Below are 16,194 nucleotides of genomic sequence, written 5' to 3' on the forward strand. Positions count from 1 at the left end.
ATCTCACCGGCATCTTTCATTCAGACATTCATGACGGCTCATCCATGGCACGCGAAAAATACTACCTCACGACGCCGATTTTCTATCCGAACGGCAAGCCTCATATCGGTCATGCCTACAATGTCATCGCCAGCGACACGCTGGCCCGCTTTCAGCGGCTCGACGGCAAGGACGTCTTCTTCGTCTCGGGAACCGACGAGCACGGTTTGAAGATGCAGCAGACGGCGGACGCCGAAGGCCTGACGCCGAAAGCGCTTGCCGATCGCAATTCGGCGATCTTCCGCTCGATGCTTGAAGCAACCGGCTGTTCGAACGATGTTTTCATCCGCACCACCGAGGAGCGCCACTACAAGGCCTGCCAGGCGATCTGGACACGCATGGCGGAAAATGGCGACATTTACCTCGACCGCTACAGCGGCTGGTATTCGGTGCGGCAGGAAGCCTATTTCGATGAGGCCGAAACCAAGGTCGGCGACGACGGCGTGCGTCGCGAACCGCTCGGCTCGCCGGTCGAATGGACCGAGGAAGAGAGCTATTTCTTCCGCCTTTCCGCCTATCAGGACAGGTTGCTCGCGCTCTATGAGAGCAGCCCCGAATTTGTCGGGCCGGCGGAGCGGCGCAACGAAATCGTCAGCTTCGTCAAATCCGGACTGAAGGACCTGTCGATCTCGCGCACCACCTTCAAATGGGGCGTGCCGGTGCCGGGCGACGACAAGCATGTGATGTATGTCTGGGTCGATGCACTGACCAACTACATCACGGCTGCCGGTTATCCGGATGCGGCCGATGACAGATGGTCCTTCTGGCCGGCGAACGTCCACGTCATCGGCAAGGACATCGTCCGCTTCCATGCCGTCTACTGGCCGGCCTTCCTGCTGTCGGCAGGGATCGAACTGCCGAAGCGCGTATTCGCGCATGGCTTTCTGTTCAACCGCGGCGAGAAAATGTCGAAGTCGGTCGGCAATGTCGTCGATCCGTTCGCGATGATCGAGCATTACGGCCTCGATCAGGTACGCTATTTCTTCATGCGCGAGGTGCCGTTCGGCCAGGACGGCAGCTACAGCCACGAGGCCATCGTCAACCGCACCAATGCCGACCTCGCCAACGGCCTTGGCAATCTGGCGCAGCGCTCGCTGTCGATGATCGCCAAGAACTGCGGCGGCGTAGTGCCGAAACGCAGCGACCTGGCAGAGGCCGACAGGGCGATCCTCGACCAGGCGGTGGAGGCGCTTGCTACTGCACGCAAGGTGATGGCGGAGCAGGGCATCCACCTGGCGCTGGCGGCGATCTTCGGCGTCGTGGCGGACGCCGATCGCTACTTCGCCTCGCAGGAACCCTGGGCGCTCAGAAAGACCGATCCGGCGCGCATGGAGACGGTGCTGTGGACGACCGCGGAAGTCGTCCGACGCGTGGCGCTGCTGTGCCAGCCCTTCATTCCGGGATCGGCCGCCAAGCTGCTCGACCTGCTGGCCGTGCCAGAAGATAGCCGCGATTTCACGCATGTCCACGCGGACTATGCGCTGGTATCAGGAGTTGCTTTGCCCGCGCCGGAGGGCGTGTTCCCGCGTTACGTCGAGCAGCCGGACGCTGACATCTGATGTTGGTCGACAGTCACTGCCATCTCGACTTTCCGGATTTCGCAGAGGAGCGGGCGGCCATCGTCGCCCGCGCTTTAGCCGCTGGAATCGGCCGCATGGTGACGATCTCGACGCGTGTGAAAAGGTTCCAGCAAGTGCTCGAGATTGCTGAGTCTTTCGACGAAGTCTACTGCTCGGTGGGCACCCACCCGCACAACGCCGCCGAGGAGCTGGACGTGACTGTCGAGGCGCTTGTCCGGCTGTCCGCTCATCCCAAAGTGGTGGCGATCGGCGAGGCCGGGCTCGACTATTTCTACGATCATGCGCCGCGCGATGCGCAGGCGCAGGGCTTTCGCACGCACATCGCCGCAGCGCGCGAGACGGGCCTGCCGCTGGTCATCCATGCGCGCGATGCCGACAGCGACATGGCTGAAATCCTCGAGGACGAAACAGGGAAGGGCGCCTTCCCCTTCGTCCTGCACTGTTTTTCGTCTGGGCGCAGGCTGGCCGAGATCGGCGTGACGCTCGGCGGCTATGTTTCCTTTTCCGGCATCGTGACTTTCAAGAATTCGGCCGAACTGCGCGCCATCGCCGCCGATGTGCCACATGACCGCCTGCTAGTCGAAACCGACGCGCCATACCTGGCGCCGATACCGTTTCGCGGCAAGCGCAACGAGCCTGCCTATGTCGCGCATACGGCCAAGGTGCTGGCCGAAACGATCGGTGTCAGCGAGGCCGAAATCGCCGCCGTCACCACCGACAATTTCTTCCGGCTGTTCAGCCAGATGCCGCGCCCGACCGCGCTGAGCGCCTGACGCATGAGCGACCGGCTGCGCCTCACCATTCTCGGCTGCGGCTCATCGCCGGGCACGCCGCGCATCACCGGCGACTGGGGCAATTGCGATCCGGCCAATCCGAGGAACCGGCGCATGCGCAACGCAGCGCTCATCGAGCGGATCGCGGCAAACGGCGACAGGACCACAGTCGTCATCGACACCGGGCCGGATTTCCGCACGCAGATGCTGCTGGCAGCGGTCAAGCGCATCGATGCGGTCGTCTATACGCATCCGCATGCCGACCATATCCACGGCATCGACGATTTGCGCGGCTTCGTGCTCGAGCAGCATCATCGGATCGACATCCATGCCGATCAGCCCACCATGCTGCGGTTACGGGAAGCGTTCGGCTATTGTTTCGAAACTCCATCAGGCAGTTCCTATCCGCCCATTGTCGAGCCGCATATCATCGACCATGCCAGGCCGGTCGTGATCGAAGGCGAGGGGGGTACCCTCGCCCTCGAGCCGCTGCCGCAGATCCATGGCGATATCATATCGCTTGGTTTTCGCATCGGCGGCCTCGCCTATTGCCCCGATGTCAGTGATTTCCCCGACGCCACCGCCGAACGGCTGCGCGACCTGGACGTGCTGGTCATCGACGCGCTGCAATACAGGACACATCCGAGCCATCTGTCGCTCGGCCAGGCACTCGGCTGGATTGAAAAACTGGCGCCGAAAAAAGCCGTTCTGACGCACATGCATGTGCCGCTCGACTACGCTGCGGTGATGGCCGAGACGCCGGCCTACGTCGACCCGGCCTATGATGGCATGACGATCGAAATCCCTTATGAATCTGCATGATAGGTTCGGTTCTTGATGGCTGGAAGCATTGATCGTGTGACCAGGGCAGCGGCCGATGCCGGCCTCGACATCGAAATCAGGCGCATGGGTGCCTCGACACGCACCGCCGAGGAAGCCGCCGCGCAATGCGGCTGCACAGTCGCCCAGATCATCAAATCCTTGGTGTCCAGGGAGAAACCAGCGGAAAGCTGTTTCTCTTCCCGGTTTCCGGCTCCAACCAGCTGGATCTGGGCAAGGCTGCCGTACTGAGCGGCGAGCCGCTGAAGCGCGCCGACCCGCGGCAGATCCGCGACGAGACCGGCTTTGCCATCGGCGGCGTCGCGCCGATCGGCCATCTGATCGCGATTCCGGCGTTCACCGACGAAACGCTGCTCGGTTTCGACCGCGTTTGGGCTGCGGCCGGCGCACACGACGCGGTGTTCGCCGCAGAGCCACAGGCAATGGTCAGGGCAGCGCAGGCTGTCGTGGCGACGCTGGCAGTCTGAATCGAGCACGCTGATATTGCAGGCCTCGGGGCTGCAGCGAGCGCCGCCCGGCGCACTCCTATTCGGCGGCGATGGCGGTGGGCGGCAGCATGATTTCGGGCGCCGCCGGCGCGAACAACATCTTTACGACGTCGCGGAAGGCGAGGATCTGGCGTTCGAGGACACGGGGATCGCCGAGCCCCCGAGACATGATGATGCCGCCATCGATCACACAGGAGAACATGATGGCCACGTCGTCGAGGTCCATGCCTTTGCGGGCGGGATAAGCGGCTGCGATCTCGTTCAGCGCATCGCGAAACCGCCCGTTCCAGGAGCGTACGGCGGCGGCGGCGATGTCGCGAACGCTGCGGTCGAAAAGGCGCTCCTGATAGGTGAACGTCGCGATCAGGCAGCCGGGGTGGCCGTTCGGCAGGTCGCCCATCAGCTCGGCAAGCAGCTTGAGCGTGATCAGGAACGACTGCAACGGATCATCGGACAATTGCCGGCCGCGGTGAAACACATCATCGAAGATGCGGTCGTTCTCCTCGACGTAGCGCAGCATCAAGGCGCGGGCGAGTTCATTCTTGTCCTTGAAATGATAGAAGAAGCCGCTCTTGGTGATGCCGGCTTCGGCGATCACCTCCTCGATGGAAGTCGCGCCGAACCCCTTGGCGAGCACCGAGGCCTCGGCGATCTCCAGAATGCGTTCGCGCGTTTCCGCACCCTTGCGCATGACCGAATGCCCTCAAATCTACTGTACCGGCGGTATGGTTTTCACACCCGCCAACATCGGCACCGATAGCAATACGACCGGCCCAGCGCGGCTATCCGCCTGTAATTACTGCGGTTTCCGCTTCGTTGGAGTACCGGACCACAAGCCTTCTACCGCACCGGCGGCACGTTCTGCTAAAACCTGGCTATTGCGAACCGGCCGCCACCAGGGCGGCACGGTGTCATCTTACCACTGGAGACAAACATGGCCAAGTACCGCCAGAATCTGCCGCAACTCGCCAACAGAACATTCCTGAGCGATGGCGGCATGGAAACGACCCTCATCTTTCACGAAGGCCTCGACCTTCCGCATTTTGCTTCATTCACGCTGATGGCAACGCCTGAAGGCCGGCAGAAGCTGCGGGAATATTACGTCCGTTATCTGACCATTGCGCGCAGAAATGCGACCGGCTTCATCCTCGACACGCCGACGTGGCGGGCCAACCCGGATTGGGGAACCTTGCTCGGCTACGGGCCGGAAGCGCTACGCGCCGTGAACGAGGCCTCGATCGAGCTTCTTCTCGACCTGCGCAAAGAGTTTGAGACCGCCGAAACGCCGTGCGTCATCAGCGGCGCGATCGGGCCGCGCGGCGACGGCTACAAAGCCGGCAGTATGGACGCCAACGAGGCGGAAGCCTATCACGCGGCGCAGATCGAGAGTTTCGCGCGGACCGAGGCCGACATGGTTGCGGCCTATACGCTCACCAATTTCCATGAGGCAATCGGCGTGGCGCGGGCGGCCAAGGCGCATGAGATGCCGTGCATGATCTCGTTCACCGTGGAGACGGACGGGAAGCTGGTGACCGGCATGGCGCTCGGCGAGGCGATCGACAGGGTCGACGACGCCACCGACGGTGCGCCGGCCTACTATATGATCAACTGCGCCCATCCGACGCATTTCATGCAGGCGCTGAACAAGGGCGAGCGCTGGCTCGATCGCGTCTATGGCGTGAAGGCGAACGCTTCGGCCAAAAGCCATGCCGAACTGGACGAATCGGAAACGCTGGACGCGGGTGACCCGGACGATCTCGGGCGGCGCTACAGCAGGCTGACAGCCTCGTTTCCGACGATGCGAATCCTGGGCGGCTGCTGCGGCACCGACCACCGGCACATCGCGGCGATCTGCGAGGCCTGCGTGCCGCAGGCGGCGTAGGACCTGTGTGCGACGCAGGTGACGCAACGCTACCAACCGCAGTTCCGCTTAGGGAACATGGAACTGCGGTTGGGCCGAAAGCACGCAATCAGAAACCGCATCTCAGTTCCATAATCTATCTTATGCGACTTTCTGATGGATGGAAACCCCAGCGTGAACCGACGAAAGACTCTCTGATTTTTGCGTCGATTGGCTTAGAGTAGGATTTCGCCCCCTACAGCACGAAAATCATCAAGACCATCAAGAATGACCGCCTCGCCTCCCTTTCTCGGCTTTCCCGATCGCCTCGCCGACGGCCGCGCGCCCCGTGTGGTGATCTTCGGAGCCGGTCACGGCAGCACCTATCCCGGCAAGGACAGCAGCGGCTATGCCTTGGCCGCCGACGTCATCCGCGCTGCGAGCCAGGTCGATGCCGAGCTCGTCGAGCACTGGGATTTCGATCTCGGCGGCCCGCTGTTCGACGGCAAGCCGGTCTGCTGCATCGACGCCGGCGACATCCCGACAACCATGCATGACAATCCCGGCAACCGAAACCGGATCGAGGCGAAGACGCGCGAGGTCCTGGCATTGCCGGCCGTACCGATCCTGCTCGGCGGCGACGATTCCGTGCCCATTCCCTTCTTCGCCGGCTTTGCGAATCATGGGCCGGTCTGGATCCTGCAGATCGACGCCCACATCGACTGGCGCGACGAGTCGCATGGCGAACGCTACGGCTATTCGAACCCGATGCGTCGGGCGAGCGAGATGCCGCATGTCGCCGGTATCGTGCAGGTCGGCATCCGTGGCGTCGGCAGCGCACGCCTCAGCGAAATCGAAGCGGCGCGGCACTATGGCAGCCGCTTCGTGACTGCCCGCGAAGTTCACGCCCACGGCGTCGAAGCCGCTCTCCGGCATATTCCGGAAGGAGCGCGGGTCGTCGTCACCCTCGACTGCGACGGCCTCGATCCCGGCATCATGCCGGGCGTGGCGGCGCGCACGCCCGGCGGCCTCACCTACACCCAGGTGATCGACCTGATCGCGGGCCTGGGCAAGCGGGCCAGGATCGCCGGATTCGACATTGTCGAGCTCTATCCTCCGGCCGACATTGACGGCCTGTCGGCCCTGGCCGCCGCGCGCCTTCTCGTCAATGTGATCGGCACCATCGTCCGACAGGTTTGAAATCCAGGTTCTTCTCGTAGCATGATGGCCCGACAAGCTTTCATCCGCCTGACGCCTCAGGCGCTCCGGTTGGTGCCAGGAAGGCTCGTCATCGTTTGATGCAGGTGCAGGCAATGTGACTGCCCATGGCCCTCGAAGGCCGAGTCCTGGTCAGACCGCCCTGCGCGCTTGCCGCTCCTTGTCAGAAGTCAATATCGCCGAAATCGCCGCCGCTATCGGAGTCGGCATCGCCTGCTTCGTCGGCTGCGGCTTCGTCTGGCTGTGACGCCGCCGGCTCGGTCGCCTGCGCTTCGCTTCCGCCAAACATGCCTGCGATCGCGTTGCCGAGAAGCACGCCGCCAGCCACGCCCATCGCTGTCTGCGCGGCTCCGGCCAGGAAACCGCCGCCTGCCCTCTGCCGATCATCGCCCGAAAGCGGCTCCTGCGGCGCGGCGGCAGCGGTGCGCCCGACCCGCGGGACCGAACCCGAGCGCCTGGCGCCGCTGCTGCCAAAGAGGCCGCCGAGCAATCCGCCGCCGGCAGACTGCTGTGCCTGTTGTTCCAGTTCTTCGATGCGGGCCTGGGCCGCGTTCAGCGCCTGTTCCTGCACAACGATCGTCTGCGCCATGTAGTATGGGGCGCCGGGCTGCCGGGCAATCTGATCGTTGATGAAGCGTTCCGCTTCGGCATCGCGCGGCGGCGTCTGCCGCTCGACGTTGGCAAGTTTCTCGAAAAGATTGCCGATCGCCTGCTGGTCGTTCCTGTCCATGGGAAGCACTCCGACATCCAGGCGCGCCGCGTTCCGAGAGATTTTCGCGACGCGCTTCAAGTCACTGTTCATGCATGTCGCTGCTCCAAAACCGCTGCCGCGACATGCATGGATTTGACGCGGCTATTCGCGCTCGCCGGTGAAGTTCAACAGCAGCTGGAAGATGTTGATGAAGTTTAGATAGAGCGAGAATGCACCGAAGACGGCGAGCTTCTGCTGCGATTCCGCACCGAAGTTTTCCGCAAACTGCTCCTTGATCGTCTGGGTATCCCAGGCGGTGAGACCGATGAAGACGGCGATGCCGATCACCGAGATGGCGAACTGGAGCGCGGTCGAGCCGAGGAAGATGTTGACGATGCTGGCGATCACCACGCCGATCAGCCCCATGATCAGGAAGGACGAGAACTGGGTCAGGTCGCGTTTGGTCGTGTAGCCATAAAGGCTGGTTGCGCCGAACATGGTGGCGGCGATGAAGAAGGTGCGCGCGATGCTGGTCCCGGTGAACACCAGGAACACGGAAGCCAGCGACAGGCCCATGACCGCACAGAATGCCCAGAACATCGCCTGGGCGCCGGCCGCGGACATCGTCTGTATCCGGAACGAGAACAAAAGCACGAAGGCGAGCGGCGCCAGCATCACCACCCACTTCAACGGGCTGGAAAAGATCGGCACGTAGAGGGCTGGCGTGGAAGCCACGACGAAGGCGATCACGCCGGTAACGACGAGGCCAACTCCCATGTAGTTGTAGACGCGCAGCATGTGCTGGCGCAGGCCTTCGTCATAGACGGCGCCGGTTTGGGCTCCGACCCCGGTGCGGTATCCTAGATTGGGGGTGTTCATGCGGGTTCTCCTTTGTGAAGGTCAGTAAAGCGTGTTGGCGAGCGTTTCAGCGGTGCGATCGAGATCGCGGACACCGCTTCGGGCGACGACTGCGTAAGCAACTTCGCCGATCTGGAAATACGCCGAGGAAATTTCGCCCGACGGGGCGACGGTCGGCTGGACCACGTCGAACGTTCCGGGCCTGATCGCGAACAGCGAGACCAGTCCCAGATCTCTTGTTTCGACAGCCATTTCGACGCTCGGGCCGAACTGCGATGGATAGATCTGGACGTCACGAACCTTCCAGTCCTTCGGCAGCGACGGCATGACGATCGCCGTGGCGGCGCGGATTTCGTCCGCATCGTAATCCGGCGCTTCGGGCTGGGACGACATGGCCTCGCGGATGATCGTCGTCCTGTGTGCCCGGATCGCCTCCTCCAGATAGACGGGCGGCTGGGTCGAGGCGACGACTTTCGTCACCGATATCGGCCCGACGATCCCGTTCGCCAGCCAGCCCGCAGCCACCAAAACTGCGACCGCCGCAGCCCGCTGCAATGTGCGCAAGGCGCGCCCTCGAGCCAGTCCCCTTTCAAGCCGCCGTGCCGCATCAGCCGTTGCCGGCCGCGCCATGCCCTTGCATCCGGCAAGCGCCACGCGCAGTTCGTCGCGCGTCCTGAGGTCGGACATCACGCGGGCGGCAGCCTCGGGACGGGCGGAAAGAAACGCCTCGACCTCGATGCGGCGGGCAACGTCCAGCTGGTCGTCGACATAGGCGTCGAGGTCGGCATCGGTCACCGGGTCGCGCAGTTCGCTCATCATGGACATCACGGGCCTCCCACGATCTTGAGGTGGCTTTTCGCACGTGCCGGCAATTTGTCCTCCATCTCGCGGAGCGCTGCGCGCGCCCTGCCGATGCGCGACATCAGCGTACCCAGCGGTACGCCGCTGGCCTCGGCCGCCTGGCTGTAGCTAAGTCCCTCGATGGCGACGAGATGCAGCGCCGAACGCTGCTCATCTGGCAATTTGAAAAAAGCTTCGCGCACCTGTGCCAGGCGGACGGAATGCTCCTGGGGTGCCTGCATGCTGGCGTCGGCAAGATATCCGGCCTGCTCGACGCGCACCGCTTCGGATTTGCGGGACCGCAAGCCGTCAATGAAAGCGTTGTGGACGATCGACAGCAGCCATGCGCGCAGGTTTCCGCCGGATCGAAATGTGCCGCGCCGCTCATAGGCACGCACCAGCGCGTCATGCACCAGATCCTCTGCTTCTGCGCTGTCGCGCGTCAGCGAACGCGCGTAGCGCCGCAGAGAACCAAGCTGTCCTATGATATCGAAGCGTGGCATCGATCCTCTCATGTCCTGTTTACGGAGCATGGCAGGATTTTAATCCCGCTCTTTGAGTTTTTTTGCGATCCGGGAAGGTCAGGCACAACCGGTACAACGCCACCAGCGCGGGTAAGGCTTCTTTTGTCCGCGATCGAGCAGCCCTCCCCGCACCCGACCCAATTCGCCGCGCGGGTTTTAGAGCCACGGGGGATTTCGATGTTTACACCTGAATTAATTTGTGACGCGAAAAATCGCGTAGGTGTCATCATTTTCGGGGCACTTGCGAGTTATAGGCGGGGAACATTCACCGCCGAATCTTCTCATCGCCGACGGCCCGGTGGGCCCGCTTTGTTCAACGAATTACCGACCCGACATGACAAGCCCCGACATGACAGGCAATGTGCCAGCCCAGCGGGATACCCGCATCGATGTCTTCCGCGCGCTAGCGCTGCTGACGATCTTCGTCAACCACGTGCCGGGGACGATCTTCGAGTATGTCACGCACAAGAATTTCGGCTTTTCCGATTCGGCCGAAGCCTTCGTGCTGATTTCGGGGATTGCCGTTGGGCTCGCCAACGGACTGAAGTTCCAGCCGGGGAATCGGCTGCTCATCACCCTAAAAGCCTGGCGGCGGGCCGGTGTCCTCTATGTCACCCACGTCATGACCACCGTCGCAACGCTGGCGATCTTCTCGGCGGCTGCACTGCATTTTTCGCGGCCGGACCTTTTGAAGCTGATCAACATCCAGCTGATCATCGAGGACACGCCGGAAGCGCTGCTCGGCATCGCGGCGCTCGGCCACCAGATCGGCTATAACAACATTCTTTCCATGTATGCCGTCGTACTTCTGATGATGCCGCTTTTCCTGTGGCTCGGCACTTTCAGCCTGCGCCTGATGCTTGCTGCGTCCGCTCTCCTCTGGCTCATCGCCGGCATTTTTCAGATCGCGCCTTCGAATTTTCCCGGCGACGGCTTCTGGTTCCTGAACCCGCTCTCCTGGCAGTTTCTTTTCGTCATCGGCATCGCCGGCATGCTGCATATCAAGCGCGGCGGCGAAATCCGCTTCAACTGGGTGATGGCGAGCGCGGCCGTCCTGTATCTGGTCGGCGCGCTGATCTGGGTGCGGTTGCCGCTTTGGGGCATCGAGACGGCCTCCGGCCTGCCTACCGTGCTGACCGGCTTCGACAAGACATTCCTGTCGCTGTCCCGCCTCATGCACATTCTGGCGATCGCCTATCTGATCGTGGCAATCCCGGCGCTTTCCAACCTGGCGAGGACAAGGCCCGAACACCCGCTCGCGGTTCTCGGCAAGCATTCGCTGCCGGTCTTCGTCGCCGGAACGATCCTCGCCATGATCGCGCAGGTCATGAAAGTCGTCAGCCCGGGCGGCCTCCTCTACGACGCGATCCTGATCTCGACAGGTATCGCGCTGCAGTTCGGCTTCGCCTACTACCTCGAATGGTTGCCGCGGATTGGTTGGGGCGGCAAGAAGCAGCAATCTGGAGCCGCCTTGCCGTCTGCTGCTCTCAAACCGGCATGATAGAACGGCACGACGCGCCGTGCGATCAAGGCCTTTCGCCGGGTGCGAGCCTGTCCTCCAGGCCACGCTATGGATTTCTGTGTCCAGTCGCCCGGTTGGCGGTTTTCAGCCTGGCGCAAATGAAAACCGCTGGCGCAGCACAGCCGATTTGCGTATCACTCCGCCGCCAACGGAACCGCGCCGATGTTCGAAGACCTCCAGCCTGCCCCAGCCGACAAGATCCTCGCCTTGATCGGCCTCTATCGCGCCGATCCCCGCCCCGGCAAGGTCGACCTCGGCGTTGGCGTCTACAAGGATCGCGATGGCAAGACGCCGGTGATGCGCGCCTTGCGCGAAGCCGAAAAACGATTGCTGCAGAGCCAGGACACCAAGACCTATCTCGGCCTTGCCGGCGATACCGGCTTCAACACGGCGATGGCGAGGCTGGTATTTGGCCCTGCGGCCGAGCTGACGCGCATCCGTGCGGCCCAGGCGCCCGGCGGCTCGGGCGCGCTGCGGCTGGCGGCCGAGCTGCTCAAGAGGACGCGATCCGACGCGACGATCTGGCTGTCGGACCCGACCTGGCCGAACCACATGCCGGTGATGCGCGCCGCCGGCCTTCAGATCCGCGAATATCCCTACTTCGACGCAGCCTCAGGTGCTGTTCGCTTCGCGGACATGATGAGCGCGCTGGCCACCGCCAGGAGCGGCGACGTGGTGCTGCTGCATGGTTGCTGCCACAATCCGACAGGCGCCAATCTGGACACCGCGCAGTGGGCTGAAATAGCAGACCTCGTCGTCGAGCGCGGCCTGCTGCCCTTTGTCGACATTGCCTATCAGGGGTTTGGCGAGGGCCTTGACGCTGACGCCGCCGGCTTGCGCCTGCTGGCAGAAAAAGTCCCGGAAATGGTGGTTGCCTCGAGCTGCTCGAAGAACTTTGCCGTGTATCGTGATCGCGTCGGCGCGGCGATGATCCTGGCAAAAGACAGCGCGCAGGCGGATGTCGCAATGAGCCAGATGCTGTCGGCGGCACGCGCCATGTACTCGATGCCGCCGGACCACGGCGCGGCCGCGGTGCGCATCGTGCTTGAAGACGCCACGCTGCGCGCCGACTGGGAAGCGGAGCTCGAGGAGATGCGCCTGCGCATGCTGCGGCTTCGGGTGCAGTTCGCCGAAGCGCTGCGGCGGCAGTCCAATTCCGATCGCTTCGATTTCGTCGCCAGCCATCGCGGCATGTTTTCCCGGCTGGGCCTGTCCGAAGCGCAGGTCGAGCGGCTGCGCGCCGAGCACGGCGTCTATATGGTCGGCGACAGCCGCATCAACGTCGCCGGCCTGCCGGAGGACGGCATGGACGCGCTCGCCAAGGCGATCGTCTCTGTGCTCGACTAAGGCTGAGCAGCGCTGTGGACAATCGTCCCTCGCCTGCCGACGGCGTTGGCTACACGGTCGGACGCAGGCTAGCATTCGTCCGATGAAACCCTCTAAAGATATTTCCCGGCTGATCGAGATCATGGCGGCGCTGCGGGCGCCGGAAACCGGCTGCCCGTGGGACGTCGAGCAGGATTTTTCCACCATCGCGCCCTACACGATCGAAGAAGCCTACGAGGTGGCGGACGCCATTGCGCGTGGCGACCTGGACGATCTGCGCGACGAGCTCGGCGACCTGCTGCTGCAGGTCGTCTACCATACGCAGATGGCCGAGGAAGCCGGCGAGTTCGCCTTTGGCGACGTGGTCCAGGCCATCACCACAAAAATGATCCGCCGCCATCCGCATGTCTTCGGCGACGATGAGGCGCGCAGCGCCGGCATGGCCAAGGGCATGTGGGAGAAGATCAAGGCCGAGGAAAAAGCCGAAAAGCGATATGCCCGCCTCGCCCGCGGGCACGATCCGGAGGATCATGGCAAGGGTTTTCTGGACAGCGTACCGGTTGCCCTGCCGGCTTTGACCCGGGCGCTCAAGCTGCAGGAAAAAGCGGCCCGCGTCGGCTTCGACTGGAGCGAGGCCACGCCGATCCTCGACAAGATCGAGGAAGAGATCGGCGAGTTGCGCCAGGCCCTTGCCAAGGGCGATACGGCTTCGATCAGGGACGAGTTCGGCGACATGCTGTTTGCCGTCGTCAATCTCGGGCGTCATCTCAAGGTTGATTCCGAAGCGGCGCTCAGCGGCACCAATGAGAAATTCCGGTCGCGGTTCCACTATGTCGAGCAAGCGCTGGAAGCGTCAGGAAACACGCTGGAAAGGGCGACGCTCGACGAGATGGAGGCGCTTTGGCAGCAAGCCAAAACCGCGAAGTAACGTCGATTACCCGTTGTTTTTACGGTGCAATCTGGTTTCTATCTCTTCGTGTGCGCTTCGCGTCGCTTTGAGCGACACGGTTATACCGCCATCTTCATTGTCTGTGCGCGAGACGACGTCACCATTGCGGTAGAGCCAGTCGACGAGCCCAAGTTGGTCAGGCTTGAGCGTGACGGTCAGCGTTTCCAGTTCGCCTGACACTCGTGTCTCGATGATCGCCTTCAGCACATCGATGCCCTCGCCGGTGGCCGCCGATATGGCAATCGGCGGTGCCTTGTTGCCGTCCATGCCGTCGGCGAGCAACCGCTCCCGGTTGCCCTCATCGAGCCGGTCGATCTTGTTCCACACTTCGATGACGCGCCTGCCGTCGCCGGCGTCGACGCCGAGATCGGCGAGGATGCGCTCGACATCCTCGGCCTGGGCGGCCGTGTCGGGGTCCGAAATATCGCGCAAATGGATGACGAGATCGGCCTCAACCACCTCTTCGAGCGTTGCCCGGAAGGCCGCGATCAGATGCGTCGGCAGGTCCGAAATGAAACCGACCGTGTCCGAAAGGATGACCGGCGTGCCGTGCGGCAGTCGCACCCGACGCAGTGTCGGGTCGAGCGTGGCGAACAGCATGTCCTCGGCCAGCACCCCTGCTCCGGTCAGCCTGTTGAACAGCGTCGACTTGCCGGCGTTGGTATAGCCGACGATGGCCACAACCGGGAACGGCACCTTCTTGCGCTTGGCGCGGTGCAGGTCACGAGTGCGTCGCACTGTTTCCAGCTCGTGCTTGAGCTTGTTGATCTTGTCCTGCAGGACACGGCGGTCCGATTCGATCTGCGTTTCGCCAGGGCCGCCGAGGAAACCGGCGCCGCCGCGCTGGCGCTCGAGGTGAGTCCAGCTTCGCACGAGCCGGCCCTTCTGATAGTTGAGGTGCGCCAGATCGACCTGCAGCGTGCCTTCCTTGGTCCGCGCGCGCTCGCCGAAAATTTCCAGGATCAAGCCGGTGCGATCCAGCACCTTGGCGTTCAATTCCTTTTCCAGGTTGCGCTGCTGCACCGGCGTCAGCGGATGGTCGACAATGACCAGTTCGGCACGGCCCTCTTTGACGATCTCGGCGAACTCCGCGACCTTGCCGCTGCCGAGCAGGGTTGCAGGCCGGGGATCGTTGACGGTCACCACCGCGGTATGGATCGGGTCGAGGTTTATGGCTTGGGCAAGGCCAACCGCCTCGTCGTGGCGCGCCTCGGCAGATCGCGTCAGGCGCGGACGATTCGTGTCTTCGTCGCCGCGCGGCTGGCGGGTAAGCACCGGCACGATGACCACGGCCCGGGTCGGGCCTTCGGCTTCCATCCCCGGCTGATATGCTGGTTTTTCGCGAACGCTGCGGTCCGCGTCTTTCTTACGTGCCAATCAGGCGCCCTGGCTTTCCTCGCCATCGAACATCTGAACCGGCTGGCTCGGCATGATCGTGGAAATGGCGTGCTTGTAGACGAGCTGGGAATGGCCGTCTCGACGCAGCAGAACACAGAAATTGTCGAAGGAAGTGACCACACCGGTCAGCTTCACGCCGTTGATGAGAAAGATGGTGAGTGGGTTTTTGCTCTTGCGAACTGAATTCAGGAACAGGTCCTGAAGATTTTGCGATCGTTCCGCCATTGTTCTTGTCTTTCGCCGATCCCCTTCGGTTTGCAGGCCAATGCGCCAAATTACCTGGCACATGTCAAGCGCGCAAACACCGTCTTGCCGTCAATAACGACAAGCAGAACGAGATATATTGATGTTCATTCCACCTGTGCGGTTATCAGGCTGGACTTTTTTCCGCAACGTCAAAAAAGGCATGCCGCAAGGAAAGTGTTATCGAGCCCGGGTGGCCGTTGGCGACGGGAGCACCGTCGATCGCCACGATCGGCATGGCGATTGTGGTCGCGGAGCTGATGAAAACCTCGCGCGCGGCCTTGGCTTCGGCGACCGAAAAGCCCCGCTCCTCGATCTTCAGGCCGAGCTTGGCGGCCACGTCGAACAGCGTGGTGCGGGTGATGCCGCGCAGGATGCCGCGCTCGGCCGGACGCGTCACCAGCACGCCGTCCCTGGTGATGATCCAGGCGTTCGACGATCCACCTTCCTTGACGGTGCCGTCGGCATCGACGAACCAGGCTTCCTGGGCGCCGGCTTCCTTGGCCTTCTGCTTGGCGAGCACATTTGGCAGCAGGCCGACCGACTTGATATCGACCCGGTCCCAACGGTTCTCCGGCACGGTGATGACCTTGATTCCGCTTTCGGCCCTCTTGGCGGCAGCAGCGGGATCGGCTTTCCTGGCGGTAACCACCAGCGACGGCTTCGTCCCCGCCGGAAAAACAAAATCACGGCTGGCGACGCCACGCGTCACCTGAAGATAGACCAGGCCATCGGTGACATGGTTGCAGCGGACCACCTCGCGCAGGATAATCGGCAACACGCCCGGCGTGACCGGCCAGTCGATCGACAATTCGGTCAGCGAGCGGTTCAGCCGTCCGAGATGGCGAGGCATATCGACGATGAAGCCGCGCGCCACCTCGCAGACCTCGTAGACACCGTCGGCGAACTGATAGCCACGGTCCTCGATATGCACGAAAGCGTCGGCGTGAGCGACATAGCGCCCGTTCACATAGGCAATGCGCGGCATGGATCACCCCTGAAGAAGTCAGCGCATGCCCCCGAAAATCGGAATCCATTTTCGGGGAAGGATCATGCGCAAAAAAC

17 protein-coding genes are annotated in these 16,194 nt (G+C 62.8%); 9 read left to right on the top strand and 8 right to left on the bottom strand.

Features of this window, described 5'->3' with window-relative positions; all coding sequences use genetic code 11:
* Positions 1-44 precede the first annotated feature (44 nt).
* From metG to NMG70_RS20230, 4 genes are all read left to right on the top strand, one after another.
* On the top strand, positions 45-1,598 hold the full coding sequence (metG, locus tag NMG70_RS20215) for a methionine--tRNA ligase (RefSeq protein WP_254026252.1): 1,554 nt from the start codon (positions 45-47) through the stop codon (positions 1,596-1,598).
* On the top strand, positions 1,598-2,392 hold the full coding sequence (locus NMG70_RS20220; RefSeq protein ID WP_254026163.1) for a TatD family hydrolase: 795 nt from the start codon (positions 1,598-1,600) through the stop codon (positions 2,390-2,392). Before metG ends, NMG70_RS20220 begins: the two co-directional genes overlap by 1 nt.
* A 3-nt stretch (positions 2,393-2,395) precedes the next feature.
* Complete coding sequence (locus NMG70_RS20225) at positions 2,396-3,214, top strand: MBL fold metallo-hydrolase (RefSeq protein WP_254026164.1); 819 nt, start codon at positions 2,396-2,398, stop codon at positions 3,212-3,214.
* A gap of 125 nt (positions 3,215-3,339) precedes the next feature.
* Entirely contained in the window at positions 3,340-3,699 is a 360-nt protein-coding gene (locus tag NMG70_RS20230; protein ID WP_367185564.1) for a YbaK/EbsC family protein, read from the top strand.
* 58 nt (positions 3,700-3,757) lie between these two features.
* On the opposite strand, the gene NMG70_RS20235 is transcribed toward NMG70_RS20230, so the two are convergent.
* On the bottom strand, positions 3,758-4,411 hold the full coding sequence (locus tag NMG70_RS20235; protein ID WP_254026165.1) for a TetR/AcrR family transcriptional regulator: 654 nt from the start codon (positions 4,409-4,411) through the stop codon (positions 3,758-3,760).
* A gap of 243 nt (positions 4,412-4,654) precedes the next feature.
* Between NMG70_RS20235 and NMG70_RS20240 the strand changes: the two genes are divergently transcribed.
* Together NMG70_RS20240 and NMG70_RS20245 are read left to right on the top strand one after the other, a co-directional pair.
* The gene (locus tag NMG70_RS20240; protein WP_254026166.1) at positions 4,655-5,602 is read left to right on the top strand and encodes a homocysteine S-methyltransferase family protein; all 948 of its coding nucleotides are present in this window, start codon (positions 4,655-4,657) and stop codon (positions 5,600-5,602) included.
* A gap of 246 nt (positions 5,603-5,848) precedes the next feature.
* Positions 5,849-6,760: an agmatinase gene (locus tag NMG70_RS20245; RefSeq protein WP_254026167.1), complete on the top strand. Its 912-nt coding sequence runs from the start codon at positions 5,849-5,851 to the stop codon at positions 6,758-6,760.
* Between the two features lie 181 nt (positions 6,761-6,941).
* Here NMG70_RS20245 and NMG70_RS20250 read toward each other — a convergent pair whose 3' ends face one another.
* The 4 genes from NMG70_RS20250 to NMG70_RS20265 form a co-directional block, all read right to left on the bottom strand.
* A complete protein-coding gene (locus NMG70_RS20250; protein ID WP_254026168.1) occupies positions 6,942-7,508 on the bottom strand; it encodes a DUF2076 domain-containing protein in 567 nt (188 codons plus the stop codon).
* 123 nt (positions 7,509-7,631) lie between these two features.
* Positions 7,632-8,348, bottom strand: coding sequence for a Bax inhibitor-1/YccA family protein (locus NMG70_RS20255; RefSeq protein ID WP_029352369.1), 717 nt, complete (start codon positions 8,346-8,348; stop codon positions 7,632-7,634).
* Positions 8,349-8,369: 21 nt separating this feature from the next.
* Positions 8,370-9,143 carry an anti-sigma factor family protein gene (locus NMG70_RS20260; RefSeq protein WP_123151520.1) on the bottom strand — a complete coding sequence of 258 codons (774 nt, stop codon included), beginning with the start codon at positions 9,141-9,143 and terminating at the stop codon, positions 8,370-8,372.
* A gap of 8 nt (positions 9,144-9,151) precedes the next feature.
* Positions 9,152-9,670: a sigma-70 family RNA polymerase sigma factor gene (locus NMG70_RS20265; protein ID WP_254026169.1), complete on the bottom strand. Its 519-nt coding sequence runs from the start codon at positions 9,668-9,670 to the stop codon at positions 9,152-9,154.
* A 355-nt stretch (positions 9,671-10,025) separates the two neighbouring features.
* Between NMG70_RS20265 and NMG70_RS20270 the strand changes: the two genes are divergently transcribed.
* The 3 genes from NMG70_RS20270 (at position 10,026) to mazG (ending at position 13,467) form a co-directional block, all read left to right on the top strand.
* Positions 10,026-11,192: an OpgC family protein gene (locus NMG70_RS20270; RefSeq protein ID WP_254026170.1), complete on the top strand. Its 1,167-nt coding sequence runs from the start codon at positions 10,026-10,028 to the stop codon at positions 11,190-11,192.
* A 183-nt stretch (positions 11,193-11,375) separates the two neighbouring features.
* The gene (locus tag NMG70_RS20275) at positions 11,376-12,560 is read left to right on the top strand and encodes an amino acid aminotransferase (protein ID WP_254026171.1); all 1,185 of its coding nucleotides are present in this window, start codon (positions 11,376-11,378) and stop codon (positions 12,558-12,560) included.
* Positions 12,561-12,642: 82 nt separating this feature from the next.
* A complete protein-coding gene (gene mazG, locus NMG70_RS20280) occupies positions 12,643-13,467 on the top strand; it encodes a nucleoside triphosphate pyrophosphohydrolase (protein ID WP_254026172.1) in 825 nt (274 codons plus the stop codon).
* 6 nt (positions 13,468-13,473) lie between these two features.
* Here the strand turns inward: mazG and hflX are convergent, their stop codons facing one another.
* From hflX to NMG70_RS20295, 3 genes are all read right to left on the bottom strand, one after another.
* The gene (gene hflX, locus NMG70_RS20285) at positions 13,474-14,865 is read right to left on the bottom strand and encodes a GTPase HflX (RefSeq protein ID WP_254026173.1); all 1,392 of its coding nucleotides are present in this window, start codon (positions 14,863-14,865) and stop codon (positions 13,474-13,476) included.
* Positions 14,866-15,111 carry an RNA chaperone Hfq gene (gene hfq / locus NMG70_RS20290; RefSeq protein ID WP_006202172.1) on the bottom strand — a complete coding sequence of 82 codons (246 nt, stop codon included), beginning with the start codon at positions 15,109-15,111 and terminating at the stop codon, positions 14,866-14,868. It abuts the gene before it with no gap.
* Between the two features lie 145 nt (positions 15,112-15,256).
* On the bottom strand, positions 15,257-16,117 hold the full coding sequence (locus tag NMG70_RS20295) for a D-amino-acid transaminase (protein WP_254026174.1): 861 nt from the start codon (positions 16,115-16,117) through the stop codon (positions 15,257-15,259).
* Between the last annotated feature and the right edge of the window lie 77 nt (positions 16,118-16,194).

It is taken from the genome of Mesorhizobium ventifaucium (assembly GCF_935822925.1).
Taxonomy (GTDB): domain Bacteria; phylum Pseudomonadota; class Alphaproteobacteria; order Rhizobiales; family Rhizobiaceae; genus Mesorhizobium; species Mesorhizobium ventifaucium.